We start from the raw sequence: 12,782 nt of genomic DNA, 5'->3' as shown, positions 1-12,782 counted from the left end.
CGCGAGCGCCGCGCGGTGACGATCCTGCACGAGCTCGCGCACATGTGGTTCGGCGACCTCGTGACCATGCGGTGGTGGAACGACCTGTGGCTCAACGAGTCGTTCGCGGAGTACGCCTCCCACCTGGCCACGGCCGAGCGACCCGCTGGACCAGCGCGTGGACCACGTTCTCCTCGCTGGAGAAGTCCTGGGCGTACAACCAGGACCAGCTGCCCTCGACGCACCCGATCGTCGCCCCGATCAACGACCTCGAGGACGTCGAGGTCAACTTCGACGGCATCACCTACGCCAAGGGCGCCTCGGTGCTCAAGCAGCTCGTCGCCTGGGTGGGCCGGGACGCGTTCCTCGCGGGGTCCGGCGGTACTTCGCCAAGCACGCGTTCGGCAACACCGAGCTGCGCGACCTGCTCGTCGAGCTGGAGGACACCTCCGGCCGCGACCTGACCGCCTGGTCGAAGGTCTGGCTCGAGGAGGCGGGGGTCACCCTGCTGCGTCCCGAGATCGAGGACGACGGCGGGACGATCACCTCGTTCGCCATCCTCCAGGAGGCCCCGGCCGACCACCCCACGCTCCGCCCGCACCGCCTCGTGGTCGGCGGCTACGACGTCGTCGGCTACGGCGCCGAGGCCCATCTGGAGCCGGCCGCACGTGGGTATCAGGCCAACTTCGGCGACGTCGTCTACACCGGCGACATTCAGCGTTGGCTGAAGGATGAGGTGGTGCCGTCCGTCGACGTCGTCGTCGGAGGACCGCCGTGCCAAGGCTTCTCGCGCCTGGGCAAGCGAGACCCCCGGACCCGAGGAACGCCCTCTGGCGGCAGTACCTCGAAGCAGTACGGCGGGCGCGGCCCAAGTACTTCGTTCTGGAGACGTCCCGGCCTTCGCAGTGTCGGAGTCCGCTGAGTCGCTGCTCGCCGAGACCGCGCAGAACGGCCTGCTATCGGACTACGCGATAAAGCTCAAGATCCTGAACGCTGCGGACTACGGCACTCCTCAGGTCCGGAAACGGGCGGTCCTCATCGGACATCACCGCGACCTCGAGAACCCGGGTTTCCCGCAACCCACCCATGCCGGGTCCCACCGCACCTTGCGAGACGCACTCCGGGGCGTGAAGAGATGGGTGTCCTCGTCCGACGGTCTCGACGACGGTCGGCCTTCTCTACGCGATCCTCGTCGACAAGGCCCGGTTCGAGAAGATCGCCAAGTCGCTCCTCTTCCTCCCCATGGCGATCTCGTTCGTCGCGCCGGCATCATCTGGAAGTTCGTCTACGAGTACCGCGGTGCCGCGCAGGAGCAGATCGGACTGCTCAACGCCGTCATCACCGGGATCGGGCTCGAGCCGGTGCGCTTCCTGCAGCGCCCCCCTGGAACACGTTCTTCCTCATCCTCGTGATGATCTGGATCCAGGCCGGGTTCGCCATGGTGCTGCTCTCCGCGGCGATCAAGGCGATCCCGGACGACATCGTCGAGCGGCCCGGCTGGACGGCGTCAACGCCTGGCAGATGTTCCGCAGCATCACCGTCCCGAGCATCCGGCCCACCCTGGTCGTCGTCGTCACGACGATCACCATCGCCACGCTGAAGATCTTCGACATCCCGCGGGCCATGACCGGCGCGCGGTTCGACACCCAGGTGCTGGCGAACATGATGTACGACCAGTCGTTCACGTTCGGCAACAACGGCACCGGGTCCGCGCTGGCCGTGATGATCTTCCTGCTCGTCATCCCGATCGTCGTCTTCAACGCGGCGAGCTCCTGGACCGGGTAGCCCCGGTAGAGCAGGGAGTTCGTGTCCGGGTTGACCTTGGAGATGGCGGTCGTGTCGGCGACGACGCCGACCAGCCCCTTGCGGATCTCCGGCTCGGTCTGGGTCTGGCTCATGTCTCGCTCCTTCGCGGGCATCGGGCGGCAGAACTCTGGCAGGTGCGGGCGGGAGGCAGTGGTCGGCCCGTGAGCCGTCAGTCGGTGCGGACCGTGAAGTTGAAGATGCCGGTGTCGAAGTGGTTGTAGGCCTCGTAGTCGACCAGCTCGTACAGGCGCGCGCGGTGCTGCATGCTGTCCAGCTCCGAGATCAACGAACCCTCGCGCGGATGGTTCCAGGCCTCGTTCGGCGGCGCCCATCGCCAGGCGCAGCAGCGACACCGGGAAGATGACGATCGAGACGCCGGCGTCCGCGAGCTGGTCGGTGGTGAACAGCTCGGACTTGCCGAACTCTGTCATGTTCGCCAGCACGGGGACCTCGACCGCCTCGGCCATCGCCTCGAACTCGGCGAGGTCGCGCATGGCCTCGGGGAAGATCGCGTCCGCGCCGGCGTCGACGAGCGCCGCTCGCCTCGAAGAAGAGGTAGTGCGTCGCGCCGAAGCAGAGCACGAGCAGCAGGTGGCCGGCGAGCATGTTGGCCAGGAGACGGACGGTCAGCGTGGCGGGCCTGATGATGAAGGTCGAGAGGAACTCGATCGGCGTCAGGATGATGTAGATGGGCCACGGCACCCCGGGCGGGAAGAGCTGGCTCTTGAGGAGTGCCCGCCGCCCTGGCTTGACGCCCGCCACGATGAAGGTGACGTAGGAGAGGAGCGCGAACACCAGCGGCATGCCGATGACGGAGGACCCGGCGATGTTCAGGAACGGGAGGATGCCCGTGATGTTCATGAACAGGACGCCGAAGAAGATCACCACGAGGATCGGGGTGTACCTCCGGCCGATCTCACGGCCGAGCGACTCCTCCGCGATGCCCTTGCGGACGAAGTCGACGGCCATCTCGCCCATCGACTGCACGCGGCCGGGGACGAGCTGGAGCTTCCGGGTCGCGAGCCAGAAGAAGAGGATGAGCATCGCGGTCGCGATGAGCCGCACCAGCGTGATCCGGTTGAACTCGAAGATCGCTCCCTCGAAGAGGACGGCCGGCGGGAAGAAGTCCGTGAGGCTGGGGCCGTGGAACCCGCTTCCCTCCTCGGCGGCGAGCACGACGGCGGAGGTGCTGGACGTCAGCATCGATGCGGCAGACAGTGTGTCCCCCTGGTGGCTCGGGTCGGGCACGTGTGGGTTCCCCGGGCACGTCCGACGGGGGACGGCGTACTGGGAACGCTGAAAGCCTAACGCATTTGCGGCGGTGCTTCGGACACGGACCACCGCCGCTGTCGCCTACGCAGGTCCCACCCAGCTCGCGCCCAAAGGCTTGATGCAGCGCTTCGCGGACTTCTACGCACTGCCCTATCAGCAGCGAACGCCGCTGAACGAGCTAAACGCTCCGTGGTCGACGCCATGCGGCACTCCATCACGCAGGTTGTCGTTGTGGATGAGCTCCACAACCTGGCAAGGCGCAGTAGCAGCAACGGAGAAAGCGTCGACACGCTCAAGGACCTCTCCAACGACTCGCCCGCGACCTTCGTATACGCGGGCATCAAACTCGAGGAGAACGGACTTCTCGCCGGGCCTCGCGGCGACCAGGTCGCGCGGCGTTTCACGCCCCTCCGCATGACGCTGTACGGCTACACGACAGCAAGTGAGCGCAAAGCCTGGCGCGGCGTCGTCATGGCCTTCTCTAGGGCGCTGCCGCTGTTCGTCCACGAACCCAAAGACCTCATTGCACACGCCGAATGGCTGCACGAACGCAGCGGTGGCAATATCGGCACACTCCAGAGCCGTTGTCCACGTGCGGGGCGAAGGTCGGCTTGTGCTTCCCACGGAGCAGGGTGGCGACCTGGGTCGCCAGTCGGCCGAGGACGACGTCGGTAGCGTCGATGACGTACCAGTTCTTCGTGACGTCGCCGGGCTTCGGTGTGTACGTGCGCACGGGCGTAGCTTCGTTTCTTCAGCGTTCTCTCGTCGGGGTGCAGCTATGGCGGCACTGCGGACCCCATGGTCTGGTTCTTGCTCGCTGCCTGCATCCGCGCCCCAGAACCGGCGAGTGGGAGCACCGGGGAGCGCATGGGGATGCACAACGAGTCAGTACCGGCACGCCGACTGCGGGGTCAAAAGTTCCGCCAGAGGCATTTTCGTGAGGCCTGCCACGGTCTCCGCACGCTTCCGCCTGGCCCCGGACGGCGCGGTCCCACCCCTCTGGCACGCGGCACCTCCTCCCAGCAGCCCCACCGTTCGACGAGCGTCACCGTCATGCGGTCCTACCCGTCCGGCGAGCCCCGCCGCCCGAAGGTCCTCCCGGTCCGGCGAGCCCCGCCGCCCGGCTGCGCGGTCGTACCGCCTTGTGGCACGACGGTGAGACTTTGACGGCCCAGAGCCGTCGAAGTCTCACCGTTGTGGCCGCGTCCTCGCGGCGACGTCGCACCGGCCACCCGGCCGCGGCCCCACGGCGACGCCGGCACGTAGCGACCTCGTCGCCCTCGGCGCGCACGACGGCGAGCATGACGAAGTCGCGGTAGTAGCGCGTCATGAGGTCGAGGTCCCCGAGGAGCGTCACGGTCCCCATGGCGGTCGCCGCGGGGAGGAGGTCCTCCGCCGGACGGCCGCTGACGGAGGTGGACTGCGCGGTGTCGCTGGCGTTCATGTGTCTCCCTGGCTCTGTCGGCTGCATACCACCGTACAAGTAGTTGACGCTTCAACTCAATGCGGGGCGGAGACATTCCCGGGTGAGGCACACCTCGTCCGACGTTGTGCACCGCGGTGAGCAGCGCGCACGGCCTGGCACCGAGGAGGCCGAACCGGCGGGGGGGTCGAGGGAGTCGCGGGACGTCGTCCAGGCCTCGTAGTTTCCGGAGACGGAGCTCGTTCCGGAGAGACGAGAGGCGGCGGACGGCCACGTCCGTGCCGGGGGGCAGAGCAAGAAGAAGGCCCGTACGCTGCGCGTACGGGCCTTCTAGTCAACTGCTTCGTGGTAGCGGGGGCAGGATTTGAACCTGCGACCTCCGGGTTATGAGCCCGGCGAGCTACCGAACTGCTCCACCCCGCGTCGACCTGTTTAGGTTACGTCGCGGCGAACCATGGGGGCAAATCGGGTGGGCGTGCCCTCGGTCACACACGCGGGACGGTGCGTCGGCCGCGAGATGCCGAGCGAACGCGCGATGGCCTCGTCCTTGAGCCCGCGGGAGAGCAGCTGCAGGAGCTCTCGCTCCTCAGGCCGGAGCTCGTTCTCGCTCGCCGGCGGTGACGGCAGGTCGGCGCCTGCCTCCCACAGCAGGTCGAAGAGGGCCTGCAGCGCCGTGATGGCACCGGGGTGTTGAGCACGATGGCGCCGCGCGAGAAGTCCTGCGGGTCGGACGTAACGACGGCGATCTTCTCGTCATAGATCAGCACCCGGACCGGCAAAGCGATGGCGGTACGGATATTGCCGCCGCGCTCGCGGAACCACTCGGCATACTCCACGACTCCGGGATCGTGGCGGGCGGCCGCAGGGTACAGGGTGCGTAGCCGGACGCCGCGCGCAAGAGCGAGTGCGTCGTCCGACTTCGCCTGGTTCAGAACGTGAGGTAGTGGTGCCTTGGTGACGATCGAGTCCACCGAAGACTCGACGTTCTGGCCGAGCTCAAGGAGTCGAGAGACGATGTGATCCGTCCCGACGAGCCGTTCGAACTCCCCGTGCGGGCATTCTGGATGGTGCGGTGGTACTCGTCCACCAATGCCGCGGCGCTGGACCGCATGGCACTCAGCTGCTCCTGCTGCCGGTGCAGCTCCTGCTCGTGCTGCCCGATGATGCGCTCGAACGCCACCTGCGGGGACTCTGTCCGAAGGTTCGTGGGGTCGGAGTGAGACCGTCGGACGAAGCCCTTGTCCCCCAGCATCGCGAGGACCTGGGCGACCTCGTCGTCATCTTTGGACAGGCGACCTGCGAGCTCGTCCAGCGACATGTCGGGGTGCGCGAGGAGAACGCGCCAACGGCGGTCGAGCCCGCCGAATCGGGACGGGTCACGCCCGGTGCGCCTGCGGCACGCAGCGGCTCGCCTACACTGGGGCCGCCGTCGGCTCAGCGCTGCGGCATGGAGGGCTGACAGAGCGGCCGAATGTGACGGTCTTGAAAACCGTTGTGGGGCAACCCACCAAGGGTTCGAATCCCTTGCCCTCCGCGCTCGCCCGTCCTGGGCCGTCGTTTTGCCCAGGGCCACGCGGCAGGTAGCCTGTCCGGTGGACTTGGAGACGTCGCATAGTCAGGTCTAGTGCGCGGCCCTGCTAAGGCCGTGACGGGGCAACCCGTCCGTGGGTTCAAATCCCACCGTCTCCGCTCTGTGATGTCGCAGGACATCAGCGGCAGCCCGAACCCTCGGCGAGGGTTCGGGCTCTCTGCTCCTTCGGATCACATCACCGCCGTGCCGAGGCTGAGGATGTTGCCGTCGGGGTCGTTGAACCAGACGGCTCGCGCCTGCCCGAAGGTAGCGACATCGCCGTCCCACTCGATCCCCTCCATGTCGAAGGTCTGGAACTCCACGCCCTTGTCGCGGAGGTTCTGAACTTCGGTGTCGAAGTCACCGTCCGGCGCCTCGAAGGCCATGGCCGTGGCCTTGTTCGTGCCGGCGTAGGAGGACTCGTAGACGAGGAGCGGCGCCCTGGGCGACTCTCACGAGCCTGAGAAACGTTGACACCGAGACTGACCTGCGCGAGGTCCGCGCCAGGCGCAAGCCACGAAAGAAGACCAATGCCGAGTAGTCGACTGCAGGCCAAGGCACGTACCTCTCAGCTCGTCTCGACCTACGGTGTCGGGTCGATCTACCCGGCCGCTGCCGAGAGCTACCTGGTCTGCGGCATCGACGAGTGGGACGAGAAGAACTGCGCGCCCGTGCCGGAGCCCCGGCTGGCCGCAGCCCTCGGTGTGGAAGTGTTCCGCCAGCCGCCCGCGTCAGGCAGAGGAAGGGGCATCCCCGTCCTCCGATTCCCCGAGTGGTACTACTGCCCCAAGTGCCGTGCGCTCGGCCCGTACTGGAAGCTCGGTGACAAGAAGTCCGGCAGATGTCGGGAGTGTGCGCTCGAGCTCGTCCCGTCCCGGTTCGTGGCCTGCTGCCCGGCCGGGCACATCCAGGACTTCCCGTACTTCCGGTGGCTCCACCGAGCCCAGGGGGTATGAGGAGGATGCCGGTCACGCGATGCGAATCAGGTCCCGTGGACAGGTCCTCCCTCGCCGACATCGAGCTCAGCTGCAGCTGCGGGGTGCGGCCCGTCGTGCTGGCGGGCGCCATGCAGCAGGGTGCGTTGGCGGACGTCACGAAGTGTTGGGGACAGAAGCTATGGCTACCCGACTCGGACGACGACGCCTGTGAGGAGATCCCACGCGCGCTGCAGCGAGGTTCCTCGAACGTGTGGTTCCCGGTCGTGAGATCTGCCATCTCCATCCCGTCGTGGATGGACACGATGCCCCAGGGCATCCGTGACCACTGGGAGCTGGTGAAGAACGCCGGCGAGGATCAACTGCCGATGGTGGTGCAGATCGCCGCGCCCGACCTCTCGCAGAACGAGCGAGACCAGCTGGTCGAGGCGATTCTGGGGCAGCGCGGATTCGACTTCGGTGACGAGGCCGTCGCCGAGACCCAGCTGCGCCGTCAGGAGTACGACGCACTGAGGATCGGAAGGCCCGAGACCGATCCGCAGCAGAACTTCGTCGGCGCGCCTGCTTCTTGGAGTCGCTGGCCACGTGGTGCCACGGCGCGACCTGCGTGTCGGTGTGGACCATCATCTCGTCCTTGGCGCGCGAGAAGTCCTCCCACCGCGTGATGGACTCGAGGTCGATGGGGGAGAGCTTCCACTGCCGGAGCGGGTCGGTCAGGCGCTTGCGGAACCGCTCGAGCTGGACGTCGTCGGAGACGGAGAACCAGTACTTGCGCAGGTAGATGCCGTCCTCGATCAGCATCTGCTCGAAGATCGGGCACTGGCGCAGGAACCGCTTGTGCTCCTCGGGCGTGCAGAACCCCATGACCTTCTCGACGCCGGCGCGGTTGTACCAGGACCGGTCGAACAGCACCATCTCCCCGGCCGAGGAGGTGCTCGACGTAGCGCTGGAAGTACCACTGGCCCTTCTCCCGCTCGGTCGGTGCGGGCAGGGCGGCGATGCGAGCCACGCGCGGGGAGAGGTACTCCGTGATCCGCTTGATCGTGCCGCCCTTTCCGGCGGCGTCCCGGCCCTCGAACACGACGACGACGCGCGCCCCCCGTCGACTTCACCCACGTCTGGAGCTTGCCCAGCTCGCCCTGCAGCCGGTACAGCTCAGCTTCATGGCTGGCCTCAGAGTCCGAGGAGCGCCGGCACACCAGCGAGGTCAGTGGTCTCCGCGTAGCCGTAGTACGGCACCGAGGGTCGTAGCCCCGGTTGACGTAGACCTTGTTCTCGATGCGCAGCTCGTTGCAGGGGATGATGTCGTACCAGATGTGCGACGAGATGTGCAGGATCTCGTCACGGGTGCAGTTGAGCTGGTCGAGCATGTACTCGAACGACTGGTACCGCGGCTTGTAGGCTCGCGCCTGCTCGGCCGTGAAGACTCGGTGGAACGGGGCACCGAGCTGTGCGACGTTGTTCTGGAGCATCTCGTCCTCGGCGTTGGAGAGGATCACGAGCGGATACGCGTCGGCGAGCTTCGCCAGCGGCTCAGGCACGTCGTCGTGCGGGCCCCACGATCCCACTGCATGGACGATCGCCTCGACGTCGGACGCTGAATGGGATCCGCCACCGGTTGCAGACCCGCTGCCACGAGTCGCGCAGCACCTGGCGGTACAGCTTGTACTCGCCGAGGACCTCTCGATCCGGTACGCGCGGAAGTCCGCCCCTCGGGCCCGCAGGGGCGGTACGGGGTGGGCCTAGCTGGACTCGAACCAGCGACCTCTTCCTTATCAGGGAACGCTCTAACCGACTGAGCTATAGGCCCCCGCCGACCCGTCGGGACCGGAGGATCTCCTCGGGGGGGGCGTGCGCTGTGCGCGCCAGCAAGACTATCCCAGAGGCCGCGCTCGTCCCAAACCGGTACGGCGCAGGGTGACGAGGTTCACGGCTCCGGGTCACGTCCGTCAGGGTCATGTGCAGCCCGCCGACGAGGGCCGCCACGATGTTGTACAGGAACGCTCCGATGGTGCCGAGCGCGGTCAGCAGCAGGATGTCCACGACGCCGACGATCGTCGCGAAGGACATCACGCGGTCGAACGCGAGGTAGTCCATGAGCTGCAGGAAGCTCTCCGAGCCGATGGAGACCAGCAGGTCCTCGATGTCGGCGAAGACCTGCATGGAGTCCAGCACGAACCACACCAGCGCCGCCGCGACGACGATCATGATGCCGAGCGCCACGGAGAGCAGGAAGGACAGCTTCATCGCCGACCACGGGTCGATCCTCGAGACCGACAGCCGGACCCGCGGAGGAGACGGCCGGTTGGAGTTGAAGTTGTTCTGCACCTGGCCCGGACCCGGGACCGTGACGTCGGACGGCAGCTCGAGCAGCCGGATCTTGCCGTACGTCCTCGCGCACCTCCCCCGCTGTGTCGCCCGTCTCGGAGTCGACGGCGAGGAACCCCGTCAGGATGTTGCGGTCCGAGTTACCGCCGGGGATGAAGCTCGAGGTCAGGGAGAACCTGGCGTCCTCCTGCCCGGGCATCTGCATGGTCAGGTAGAACGGCGGCTGCTGCACGCCGGTGGCGACCGTGGGGTCGGTGGGGATGTTCCAGAAGTTGGAGCCGGAGTAGAACGAGGCCGCGTCGGTCACGTGGTACTCGGTGAGGAGGGTGCGCTGGACCTTGAAGAGGTCCTCCGGGTAGCGCAGGTGGCTCATGAGGTCGCCGCTGATCTCGGACATCTCGGTGATGTGGTCGGGGAAGATGTTCTCCCAGGTCTGCAGGACCGGGTCCCGCTCGTCCCACTCGAAGAGCGTGACGTCGCCGTCGTAGGCGTTCACCACGGCCTTGACCGAGTTGCGGATGTAGTTGACCTGCTCGGGCGCCGCGCCGACCGTGACGGGCTGGCCGTTCGCGTCGACGACAGAGTCCGTGGTCGCCTCCTCGAGGGGCCGCCCTGGCGCTCGCGGCCTGTGGTGCCGCCCCCGACGACGAGACGCCCGCGGGTGGCTCCACCGGCGGCGGCGCGACCGAGGCGGCCGGGGGAGACAACTCCGACTTCCTCGCGTGCGTCGTCTCGGACCAGGGCGGCTGGGACGACCAGTCCTTCAACCAGTCCGCGTACGAGGGCCTCCAGGCCGCGGTGCAGGAGCTCGGCATCCAGGCCGACGCGAGTCCCAGGCCGACTCGGACTACGGCCCCAACGTCGACTCGATGGTCCAGCAGGGCTGCAACCTGACCATCGGTGTCGGCTTCCTCCTCGAGGACCCCATCCAGTCCGCCGCCGAGGCGAACACCGACACGAACTTCGCCCTCATCGACTCCACGTTCTCGGACGCCGACTTCAACCCGGTCGAGCTCGAGAACGCCAAGCCGATCCTCTTCAACACCGCGAGCGCCTACCTCGCCGGCTACGTCGCCGCCGCGGTGACGGAGACGGGCACCGTTGCCACCTTCGGCGGCATGCAGATCCCCTCCGTGGCGATCTTCATGGACGGCTTCGCCGACGGCGTCGCGAAGTACAACGAGGACAACGGCGGGGACGTCCAGCTTCTCGGCTGGGACAAGGAGGCCCAGAACGGCTCCTTCACCGGCGACTTCGAGAACCAGGCCAACGGCCAGACCCTCACCGAGCAGTTCATCGCCCACCGACGGTGGGACGACGGCGCCGCGCGGCCCTGCGTCGTTCTGACCGCCCCCGCGGGTGCCCGCCGGCGCGTCGAGGGTGTCGGTGCTCACAGGGGTGGACTGACTCACATGAACAGCGCGGCGACGAGCACCACGGTGGCGATGACCATCGCGCCGAGGGCTACGTACTCCACCCGTCGCCAGTAGCGCTGACGTTCGCTGTACGACATCTTCTTGCGGGCCATACCGGCATCCTCCCAGACGGCGAAGACTCGCCGCCACGACAACCTACCGGTCGCGAGCGTGACCTGCGTGTGTTCGGACGCCGGAGTACGAATCAGAGGGCACGCTCTACCGCCTCTGGCTTCGAGCGCCGATTATGGGAGACTGGCGCAGGCTATTGACCAAACGGGGACGTCCGTGGAACTGAACGAGTACATCAGCATCCTGCGCAAGCGCTGGATCAGCGTGGCGATCATCGCCCTGGCCACGCTCGCGGCGACCGCCGCGGTCACCCTGCTGATGACGCCGAAGTACAGCGCCACGAACCGGATGTTCTTCGCCGTGGAGGCGGGCGAGTCCGTCTCCGACCTCGCCCAGGGGTCCACGTTCACCGAGAAACAGATCACCTCCTACGCCGAGGTGGCTACCACCCCGCTAGTTCTCGGGCCGGTCATCGACGACCTCGGCCTCGACACGACGCCCACCGGCCTGAAGTCAGCTCTCACCGTCACCGTCCCGCCGGAAACGGTCATGGTGGACATCACCGGTGATCGCCGCCGGGATCCCGGTGTAGGCCATGATCCAGGACATCCCCGAGGACGCGGCGATGAGGAACATGACGACGCCGGTCGCGACGACCGTGCGGGTCACGACCTCCTTGAGTCCCGCCACGTCATGCTGCGGTAGACGAGCGACAGGACGAGGCAGTAGAGCACTGCGGCGCCCGCCCCTCGGTCGCCGTGAAGACGCCGGCGACGATGCCGCCGACGACGACGACGATGAGCAGCAGGCTGGGGATCGCCTGGAGGAACACCTTGAACGCACCGCCCGGGGCCATGGGGCGGGTGGCGGGTACCGGTTCTTGCGGGTGAAGAGGTACGCCACGACCATGACGACGAGCCCCATGAGGATGCCCGGCACGTACCCGGCCATGAACAGGGCCGAGACGGACACGCCTCCGGCCACGGTGGAGTAGACGATCGCCGCCGTCGTCGGCGGGATGAGCAGACCGGTCGACGCGGAGGCGATGTTCACCGAGGCGCCGAAGGCGGGGTCGTACCCCTCCTCCTTCTGCCGCTGGTGAAGCGTGCCGCCGATCGCCGCGGCCGCTGCGACGGCCGAGCCGGACAGCGCTTGAGCCACGGGTTCACCTCCTGCTGGATGCCGTCCAGCGCGAACGCACAGGCGCAAGCGCAAAGACACCCGTGATGGCGGAGTCGCCCGGACTGAATCCCGCGAAGAGTCCATCTCCGCGGAGTCCCAACGGATGGCCACCGAAACGGGTGACCACCTCGACGAACCCCGAAGCACCGCGTGGGCAAGGTCCACTACTTCGTCCTCGTCGTCCCAGAACGTGCGTCCGGTGAAGTCGGTGAGGTCGAGAAAGACGGCGACCATCGGAGCAGTGCGACGCTGTCCGATGTCGAGGTCCTCGAAATCCGGATGTCCAAGTGCCCGGGCTTCCAGGGCGGTGGTTGCGCTGGCAGTGAGTGAGTTCTCGAGGATCGTGCTTCTGCGGCGGAGCCGGTCGAAGTCTGTGCGGACCGTGGTGCCGAACGCTGTGCGGTCATAGATGTTCATGACGGTGCCTCCCGGCCCGGTGCGGTAACAGGTTGTCACTGAGAAGGACCGTAGGTGACACCACTGACATCCCCCGCTCGGCGGCGGCGAAGCCTGGTGCCGACCCGATCTCACTGCCGCCGAGCGCAACGCTGATCTCCGCATGCAACGGACGGACCTGCCCAGCGGTCACCGGTCGGGCACGTGGCCAGCGCTCGTTCGAGCCGGCGGCTTCGTCAGCATTGACCAGGGTTCGTCGCCGTCGGCTTGAACTGCGAATCCGATTGTCGTGGCGGGTGTCGGGCGAGCGAGGCAGCCCCACCTGGAGGCTGGGGCTGCCTCATTCCTCCTGGCTCCGAGTGACGCTACCTGCTTGCCGGCGCCGTTACGGCTCGGGGGAGACG

General features: G+C 67.3%; 11 protein-coding genes, 4 tRNA genes and 11 pseudogenes. 12 read left to right on the top strand and 14 right to left on the bottom strand.

Translation table 11 applies throughout. From position 1 onward, the window contains the following. Positions 1–3 precede the first annotated feature (3 nt). The 4 genes and pseudogenes from DA06_RS24100 to DA06_RS24085 all read left to right on the top strand — a co-directional run. Positions 4–611 (top strand): annotated as a pseudogene (locus tag DA06_RS24100) (M1 family aminopeptidase); the annotation flags it as partial. After that, complete coding sequence (locus DA06_RS24095) at positions 587–901, top strand: DNA cytosine methyltransferase (RefSeq protein ID WP_418608197.1); 315 nt, start codon at positions 587–589, stop codon at positions 899–901. The pseudogene DA06_RS24100 and the gene DA06_RS24095, both read left to right, overlap by 25 nt. After that, a pseudogene (locus tag DA06_RS24090) lies at positions 885–1,046 on the top strand (DNA cytosine methyltransferase); the annotation flags it as partial. The gene DA06_RS24095 and the pseudogene DA06_RS24090, both read left to right, overlap by 17 nt. An 82-nt stretch (positions 1,047–1,128) precedes the next feature. Continuing rightward, positions 1,129–1,764, top strand: a pseudogene (locus DA06_RS24085) (carbohydrate ABC transporter permease); the annotation flags it as partial. Positions 1,765–1,954: 190 nt separating this feature from the next. Here DA06_RS24085 and DA06_RS24080 read toward each other — a convergent pair. Both DA06_RS24080 and DA06_RS24075 read right to left on the bottom strand, forming a co-directional pair. Beyond that, positions 1,955–2,330: pseudogene (locus DA06_RS24080) on the bottom strand (isocitrate lyase/phosphoenolpyruvate mutase family protein); the annotation flags it as partial. 61 nt (positions 2,331–2,391) lie between these two features. Continuing rightward, positions 2,392–2,829: pseudogene (locus DA06_RS24075) on the bottom strand (F0F1 ATP synthase subunit A); the annotation flags it as partial. Between the two features lie 267 nt (positions 2,830–3,096). Here DA06_RS24075 and DA06_RS24070 point away from each other — a divergent pair. Further along, positions 3,097–3,465: pseudogene (locus DA06_RS24070) on the top strand (TniB family NTP-binding protein); the annotation flags it as partial. A gap of 163 nt (positions 3,466–3,628) precedes the next feature. Here DA06_RS24070 and DA06_RS24065 read toward each other — a convergent pair. From DA06_RS24065 to DA06_RS24050, 4 genes and pseudogenes are all read right to left on the bottom strand, one after another. Further along, positions 3,629–3,790 (bottom strand): annotated as a pseudogene (locus tag DA06_RS24065) (uL13 family ribosomal protein); the annotation flags it as partial. A gap of 318 nt (positions 3,791–4,108) precedes the next feature. Continuing rightward, complete coding sequence (locus DA06_RS24060; protein WP_418606270.1) at positions 4,109–4,501, bottom strand: hypothetical protein; 393 nt, start codon at positions 4,499–4,501, stop codon at positions 4,109–4,111. A gap of 325 nt (positions 4,502–4,826) precedes the next feature. Next, positions 4,827–4,903 (bottom strand) — tRNA-Met (locus DA06_RS24055). A 505-nt stretch (positions 4,904–5,408) separates the two neighbouring features. Next, a complete protein-coding gene (locus DA06_RS24050; protein WP_418606269.1) occupies positions 5,409–5,798 on the bottom strand; it encodes a hypothetical protein in 390 nt (129 codons plus the stop codon). Between the two features lie 131 nt (positions 5,799–5,929). Between DA06_RS24050 and DA06_RS24045 the strand changes: the two genes are divergently transcribed. After that, positions 5,930–6,014: transfer RNA gene (locus DA06_RS24045), tRNA-Ser, on the top strand. A gap of 66 nt (positions 6,015–6,080) precedes the next feature. Next, a tRNA-Ser gene (locus DA06_RS24040) sits at positions 6,081–6,169 on the top strand. Positions 6,170–6,241: 72 nt separating this feature from the next. Here the strand turns inward: DA06_RS24040 and DA06_RS24035 are convergent. Continuing rightward, positions 6,242–6,436 (bottom strand): hypothetical protein, encoded by a 195-nt coding sequence (locus tag DA06_RS24035; protein WP_418606267.1) that lies wholly within the window; start codon positions 6,434–6,436, stop codon positions 6,242–6,244. A gap of 144 nt (positions 6,437–6,580) precedes the next feature. On the opposite strand from DA06_RS24035, the gene DA06_RS24030 reads away from it, so the two are divergent. After that, positions 6,581–7,006, top strand: coding sequence for a hypothetical protein (locus DA06_RS24030; RefSeq protein WP_052437070.1), 426 nt, complete (start codon positions 6,581–6,583; stop codon positions 7,004–7,006). A gap of 35 nt (positions 7,007–7,041) precedes the next feature. Next, positions 7,042–7,650: a hypothetical protein gene (locus tag DA06_RS24025; protein ID WP_418608403.1), complete on the top strand. Its 609-nt coding sequence runs from the start codon at positions 7,042–7,044 to the stop codon at positions 7,648–7,650. Here DA06_RS24025 and ppk2 read toward each other — a convergent pair. From ppk2 to DA06_RS24000, 5 genes and pseudogenes are all read right to left on the bottom strand, one after another. Beyond that, positions 7,541–8,184 (bottom strand): annotated as a pseudogene (gene ppk2, locus DA06_RS24020) (polyphosphate kinase 2); the annotation flags it as partial. The gene DA06_RS24025 and the pseudogene ppk2 sit on opposite strands and share 110 nt — an antisense overlap. 108 nt (positions 8,185–8,292) lie before the next feature. Next, positions 8,293–8,553: pseudogene (locus DA06_RS24015) on the bottom strand (HAD-IA family hydrolase); the annotation flags it as partial. 169 nt (positions 8,554–8,722) lie between these two features. Further along, positions 8,723–8,795, bottom strand: a tRNA-Ile gene (locus DA06_RS24010). Next, a complete protein-coding gene (locus DA06_RS24005) occupies positions 8,786–9,232 on the bottom strand; it encodes a DUF3566 domain-containing protein (RefSeq protein ID WP_418606266.1) in 447 nt (148 codons plus the stop codon). The genes DA06_RS24010 and DA06_RS24005 overlap by 10 nt, the downstream gene beginning before the upstream one ends. A 226-nt stretch (positions 9,233–9,458) precedes the next feature. Then, positions 9,459–9,809: pseudogene (locus DA06_RS24000) on the bottom strand (UPF0182 family protein); the annotation flags it as partial. A 373-nt stretch (positions 9,810–10,182) separates the two neighbouring features. On the opposite strand from DA06_RS24000, the gene DA06_RS23995 reads away from it, so the two are divergent. Next, positions 10,183–10,803 (top strand): BMP family lipoprotein, encoded by a 621-nt coding sequence (locus tag DA06_RS23995; protein WP_418606264.1) that lies wholly within the window; start codon positions 10,183–10,185, stop codon positions 10,801–10,803. A gap of 213 nt (positions 10,804–11,016) precedes the next feature. Next, a complete protein-coding gene (locus tag DA06_RS23990; RefSeq protein WP_418606262.1) occupies positions 11,017–11,505 on the top strand; it encodes a YveK family protein in 489 nt (162 codons plus the stop codon). Here the strand turns inward: DA06_RS23990 and DA06_RS23985 are convergent. Together DA06_RS23985 and DA06_RS23980 are read right to left on the bottom strand one after the other, a co-directional pair. Next, positions 11,492–11,656 carry a hypothetical protein gene (locus tag DA06_RS23985; RefSeq protein WP_418608401.1) on the bottom strand — a complete coding sequence of 55 codons (165 nt, stop codon included), beginning with the start codon at positions 11,654–11,656 and terminating at the stop codon, positions 11,492–11,494. The two genes, DA06_RS23990 and DA06_RS23985, sit on opposite strands and share 14 nt — an antisense overlap. 68 nt (positions 11,657–11,724) lie before the next feature. After that, positions 11,725–12,066 (bottom strand): annotated as a pseudogene (locus DA06_RS23980) (TRAP transporter large permease subunit); the annotation flags it as partial. 66 nt (positions 12,067–12,132) lie between these two features. Here DA06_RS23980 and DA06_RS23975 point away from each other — a divergent pair. Beyond that, a complete protein-coding gene (locus DA06_RS23975) occupies positions 12,133–12,312 on the top strand; it encodes a hypothetical protein (protein WP_043506843.1) in 180 nt (59 codons plus the stop codon). The last annotated feature ends 470 nt before the right edge of the window (positions 12,313–12,782 follow it).

This window comes from Georgenia sp. SUBG003 (genome assembly GCF_000715355.2).
In the GTDB taxonomy this organism is placed as follows: Bacteria; Actinomycetota; Actinomycetes; order Actinomycetales; family Actinomycetaceae; genus Georgenia.
This window is presented reverse-complemented; position numbering and strand designations above follow the sequence as displayed.

What these genes read in the sequence shown, in the direction of transcription:
- DA06_RS24060 (WP_418606270.1), bottom strand. Translation starts at nt 4,501, where the DNA reads ATGAACGCCAGCGACACCGCGCAGTCCACCTCCGTCAGCGGCCGTCCG.
- DA06_RS24050 (WP_418606269.1), bottom strand. Translation starts at nt 5,798, where the DNA reads ATGTCGCTGGACGAGCTCGCAGGTCGCCTGTCCAAAGATGACGACGAG.
- DA06_RS24035 (WP_418606267.1), bottom strand. Translation starts at nt 6,436, where the DNA reads ATGGCCTTCGAGGCGCCGGACGGTGACTTCGACACCGAAGTTCAGAAC.
- DA06_RS24030 (WP_052437070.1), top strand. Translation starts at nt 6,581, where the DNA reads ATGCCGAGTAGTCGACTGCAGGCCAAGGCACGTACCTCTCAGCTCGTC.
- DA06_RS24005 (WP_418606266.1), bottom strand. Translation starts at nt 9,232, where the DNA reads ATGAAGCTGTCCTTCCTGCTCTCCGTGGCGCTCGGCATCATGATCGTC.
- DA06_RS23995 (WP_418606264.1), top strand. Translation starts at nt 10,183, where the DNA reads ATGGTCCAGCAGGGCTGCAACCTGACCATCGGTGTCGGCTTCCTCCTC.
- DA06_RS23985 (WP_418608401.1), bottom strand. Translation starts at nt 11,656, where the DNA reads ATGGCCCCGGGCGGTGCGTTCAAGGTGTTCCTCCAGGCGATCCCCAGC.